Origin of the sequence: Phocaeicola sp. (assembly GCF_048170425.1) — a bacterium.
Classification (GTDB): domain Bacteria; phylum Bacteroidota; class Bacteroidia; order Bacteroidales; family Bacteroidaceae; genus Phocaeicola.
In genome coordinates this window covers 1-4,954 of sequence record NZ_DBEXBB010000187.1, presented here as the reverse complement: position 1 = coordinate 4,954, position 4,954 = coordinate 1, and the positions used below count along the sequence as shown (strand labels likewise).

The window sequence follows — 4,954 nt, the reverse complement described above, 5'->3', positions numbered from 1 at the left end:
ATTTGTCTTGGTTCATAAGCAGTCTTCAATTTGACCGCTAAGCTACAAATTCAAATCCGTTTCATTCGGAAATACCACTTAAAAGACTGTATTTCAATAATTTCAAAGACCGATCAACCAACTTTTATTGGACAGTAGTGATACAGCGTGTAAAACGATTCAATGATACATTCCACAACGAAGCGGTCATCGGAAAAATCGGAATTATCGGAAAGAGTTGGGCTGACCGGCTGATGTTTAATGTAGCTTACTCGCATTTCTATAAAGAAATACAGAATGGGGTGTACCAGGAAATCGTATTCGGCGAGAAACATCGTCATGGATATTCCATTGTTCCTTCGGTAGAATATCGCAAGCAGAATCTTTTCACCAAAGGATTAGATGTAACGGTTACGGCCAATTACAACCACAACCTGACTACGAATGTGGATACAGCGATGTACAAATATAACTGGTTAGGCGACCGTATTCCCCGATCGACTGCCGGCGAACAGAATCACCAGTTCAGTGAACAAATCAATACAAACTGGAATACCACACTTACTGCGGTATACCGACTGGGAAAAATGCATTCGTTTACATTTAATAATGTATTCAGTACTTTTCGTCGTACAGGCCGGAGTCTGATAGAGAAGAATGCAGTATTGGAAGATTACGATGAACCTACTAAGAGCCGTAAGAACATTGCAGGATTATCTTATCGCCTGATGCCTTCTGAAAAATGGAATCTGTCGGTCTTCGGCAAGCACTACAATTCTTACAGTGAAGGAACGGTGCAGTTGAGCGACAACAATGTAGGAAGTGATACACGAGTGTCGCAACGTGTCAGGTCTTTCGGATATGGAGCAGCAGGAACCTATTTCTTAGGGAAAGCCATTCAGTTGAAGCTCTCTTACGAAAAGGCGCTGCGCATGCCCAGCACACAGGAATTATTTGGTGACGGTGACCTTGAAGCAGGAAAAGCTGACTTGAAACCCGAACGTAGTGACAACGTGAACCTGAGTGCCAGCTACAACAAGCAGTTAGGCAAACACGGACTGTACGTAGAAGGAGGAATCATTTACCGTAATACCCAAGACTACATCAAACGTGACTTGTCGACCGTAGGAGGCACTAGCTACGGAAGTTACACCAATCATGGCCGGGTAGAGACAAAAGGGTTCAATGTGTCTTTGTGATACAGTTACAGCAACTGGTTCAATATGGGAGGTACGTTCAACAACCTTGACACCCGCGACAAGGAAAAGAAACGGGCAGCAAGCAGCGGACAGAATGCACTGACATACGGACAGCGTATCCCGAACATTCCTTACCAGTATGCAAACGTAGACATGAACTTCTACTGGCATAATCTGTTTGCGAAAGGGAATACCCTCACATTCGGATGGGATTGTTTCTACCAGCATGAGTTTCCGCTGTATTGGGAAAACTTCGGTGACCCTTCTACCAAAATCCGGGTTCCGCAACAGATTTCGCATAACCTCTCTTTAGGATACAGTATCCGGAACGGACGTTACAACCTTTCATTGGAATGTCGGAATCTCACAGACGAGAAGTTGTATGACAACTTCAGCCTGCAAAAAGCAGGACGGGCTTTTTATGGGAAGTTCCGTGTGTACTTTGGAAATTAACCAATCACAAATATAGATACAAGAATATGACTAAAAAGAATCTGATTTTAGGAGTGGGTGCCTTCTGTATGGGAGGCCTGTTCATGGGTTGTCAGAACGAAGGAAACGACCCGAGCTTCAGCAATCACAACAATTTTAAAGGGAACTATGTCATTCCGGTCACGGCAGGAGGAACTTCCTATCTACTCACCGCAGAAAGTCTGGACGAGGGAAAAATCTCCGTCATCGAAAACGGAAAAGAATTTCAGGACCAGATTTCTTACTGGATTTTTTACGACCAGAATTATTTCTTTGGTATCAAATACAATGACGGTTCACAGGGTACCGGGGGCTGTTATTATCTGGACGCTAACAATGTGCCGCAGAAAAAATACAGTTATACCTTCAACCGTTTTACCACTTATGGCACATGGGGTGACAATGTGATTACCGTATCTACTGGAAATACCAAACTAACTGACAGCAAAGGCAATGCGGCACAAGGCTTTTTATTTAACTACCTGAATGCCAAGAACGGTACTACCAGCACCAACCAGCAGGATATTCTGGCTGAAAACTATCTGGGCAACGGAGAAAAAGTCACTATGGCCGGGTTCGTGGAAGCCAACGGAAAGCTCTACACTTCCATTATTCCGATGGGTATGAGCCACTATGGCGTGAATACTTGGCCTGACAAGGTGTTAAGCCAGGACTACGTGGCTACCGGTACAGGAGGACAAGGAAGCGGGAAATACACCGCCGGTCAGATTCCTTCCACCCAATATCCGGACAAAGCCTACATTGCCATCTATAGCGGAAGCAGTTTCGACGAAGCACCGGTTATTGCAGAAACGGACAAAATCGGTTTTGCCTGCGGACGCATGCGCTCTCAGTACTATCAGACCATCTGGAGCGACGATGACGGTAACCTGTATGTATTCTCAGGAGGGTACGGACGTACGGCGACCCAGCCTGCGGCTGACGCCAACCTGAAAGCGAAGGTACAAGGTACACTTCCTTCAGGAGTCGTACGTATTCCTGCTGGAAGCACTAATTTCGACGATTATTACTGCAACTTGGAAGCAATGACCGGTGCAAGCGGACATCCGTTGTTCCGTTGCTGGCATGTGGGCGGTGATTATTTCCTGCTCAACAATTATGGATGTAGTATTGAAGAGGTTGCAACTCTGGGTACCAACGCACCGAAAAATGAGCTGGTGATTTTTAAGGCCAGCGAAAAAAAGCTGATTCCTATCACAGGATTGCCTGACAAAAACCTGATTTCTTCTTTTGGCAATTCACCTTATCTGGAAAACAAGTACTTTTATATGCCGGTACTGACCACAGAAGAAGGTGCGACTCCCACATTCTACAAGATAAATCCGGAAACCGGTATCGCCGTTAAAGGCTTGGAAGTAGAAGCTGATGAAATCACTACAGTAGGAAAAATTGCATTAACCCAATCATAAGGATTCAAAAATGAGAAAACTATTTGGGAAAATACATCTCTGGCTTTCTATCCCTGTGGGAATTATTCTTTCCATTATCTGTTTTTCGGGAGCTGCACTGGTATTCGAAAAGGAAATCACTCTGGCGTGCAACCCTCATTTATATAAGGTAAGCGTTCCGGAAGGGAACGCTGCCGTTCTTCCGCCTTCGCAGCTGATTGCCCGCATAAAGGAGCAGACCGCCGATTCACTCAGGCTAACCTCACTGCAATATTCAGGGAAAGCCGACGAGGCAGCTACGGTGACTTTCAAGAACGCAGGCAGAAAAAGCCTGAGCGTGAATCCATACACGGGAAAAGTGAACGGATGGATAGAAGGAAACACTTTTTTTCAGACCATGCGGAAACTGCACCGCTGGCTGCTGAATCCTCCGCCACAGAAAGGATCTTCTTCTGTAGGGAAGATGATAGTCGGCATCTCCACCCTGCTAATGGTTGTGATTCTTTTCAGTGGCCTTGTTATCTGGTGGCCTCGAACTCGAAAAGCGTTAAATAACCGGCTGAAGGTTTCCTGCCGCAAAGGATGGCGCCGTTTCTGGTATGACAGCCATGTAGCTTTGGGCTTTTATTCTACCCTCTTCCTGCTGGTCATGGCACTTACCGGGCTCACCTGGTCGTTTGGCTGGTATCGTTCGTTTGCTTACGGACTTTTTGGAGGGAACACTTCAAGACAGGTTCAAACTCACGTGACCTCCCTGCTACCAAGTGAAAACGATACACGTAAGAATGGAGGCAAGAAGCCAACCGATTATACGGCTTGGAACAAAGCAATCCAGGAAGTACAGACAAAATATACCAGCTATACTTCACTCCGTATAGAAGAAAAGAAGATACAAGTTATCCAAGGGCAGCAATTACGCCGCACGGATACCCTGAAATTCAATCCAAAGAACGGAGAGATTACAGAAACCACAACCTATGCGGAAGTGCCTCGTGCACAGAAACTGAGAAGCTGGTTCTATGCCTTCCATACTGGAAGTTGGGGAGGTATTTATACAAAGATACTCTATTTCCTGGCAGCTTTTATCGGAGGCGTACTTCCACTCAGCGGGTATTATTTATGGCTGAAAAAGAAGAAAAGAGCTACAAGGTAAGTTTGGCCAAATAGTCATAATGACTGCCTTCTTTCACCAGCTCTGCTTTGAAACCATATTGAGAAGCATACAGACTCAGGGTGTTGAAATCCACATACAACCAGTCGAATGCTTCTCCTTTTATTTGTTTGTACTGCATCCGGAAATCCAGTTGCCCATAATAATCAGCAGCCAAATCGACCACGAAACTACCGTCTTCCTCTTCAAATAAATACCTCAAATCACTTGAATCCATCAAAATACAACCTCCCGGGTTCAGCAGCAGTTTCATCCGCTGAAAAAACTCCCCGAAGTTTTCCACACGACCGATAATTCCCGAGCCGTTCATCAGCATCAGGACGGTATCGAAACGCTCCACGAAATGTGGGTCGAATACGTTTACCCATCGTGCATCCACTCCACGCTCACACATCACTTCTACCGAACGCGGAGAAATATCAATGGCAACAACGGCTTTTCCCATTTCCTGCAAGGCCAAAGAGTGACATCCGCTGCCGGCACCTACATCCAGAATTTTTCCCTGAGCCATTTGCAGCGCAGTCTGCTCCAATAAAGGCATTTCCTCATACGTGCGGAACAATTCGCCCACTGGAATTTCATCTTCCTCAAACTGGGAAGAGAATACCCTGAGTCTTCCCGCTTTCCCATTTTTAAAATAATCGTATATGGCGGCCCCCATCGGATCTTTCTCCACCTGCAATAATGTTGTATCCATTGTTCTCAAATCAGTTTTTACGTCGCAC

At 45.5% G+C, this 4,954-nt stretch carries 3 protein-coding genes and 1 pseudogene; 3 read left to right on the top strand and 1 reads right to left on the bottom strand.

Annotation, left to right across the window (positions count from 1 at the left end; translation table 11 throughout):
- Positions 1-140: 140 nt before the first annotated feature.
- The 3 genes and pseudogenes from ACMJ0U_RS07280 to ACMJ0U_RS07270 form a co-directional block, all read left to right on the top strand.
- A pseudogene (locus ACMJ0U_RS07280) lies at positions 141-1,631 on the top strand (TonB-dependent receptor domain-containing protein); the annotation flags it as partial.
- Positions 1,632-1,657: 26 nt separating this feature from the next.
- The gene (locus ACMJ0U_RS07275) at positions 1,658-3,079 is read left to right on the top strand and encodes a DUF4374 domain-containing protein (RefSeq protein WP_417129226.1); all 1,422 of its coding nucleotides are present in this window, start codon (positions 1,658-1,660) and stop codon (positions 3,077-3,079) included.
- A 10-nt stretch (positions 3,080-3,089) separates the two neighbouring features.
- Positions 3,090-4,211 carry a PepSY-associated TM helix domain-containing protein gene (locus tag ACMJ0U_RS07270; RefSeq protein WP_417129225.1) on the top strand — a complete coding sequence of 374 codons (1,122 nt, stop codon included), beginning with the start codon at positions 3,090-3,092 and terminating at the stop codon, positions 4,209-4,211.
- On the opposite strand, the gene ACMJ0U_RS07265 is transcribed toward ACMJ0U_RS07270, so the two are convergent.
- Positions 4,201-4,926, bottom strand: a complete 726-nt coding sequence (locus ACMJ0U_RS07265) for a class I SAM-dependent methyltransferase (protein ID WP_417129227.1) — start codon at positions 4,924-4,926, stop codon at positions 4,201-4,203. The two genes, ACMJ0U_RS07270 and ACMJ0U_RS07265, sit on opposite strands and share 11 nt — an antisense overlap.
- Between the last annotated feature and the right edge of the window lie 28 nt (positions 4,927-4,954).

Bases quoted from the DNA above. Each gene is read 5' to 3' on its own strand.
- ACMJ0U_RS07270 (WP_417129225.1), top strand. From the start codon at position 3,090: ATGAGAAAACTATTTGGGAAAATACATCTCTGGCTTTCTATCCCTGTG.
- ACMJ0U_RS07265 (WP_417129227.1), bottom strand. From the start codon at position 4,926: ATGGATACAACATTATTGCAGGTGGAGAAAGATCCGATGGGGGCCGCC.
- ACMJ0U_RS07275 (WP_417129226.1), top strand. From the start codon at position 1,658: ATGACTAAAAAGAATCTGATTTTAGGAGTGGGTGCCTTCTGTATGGGA.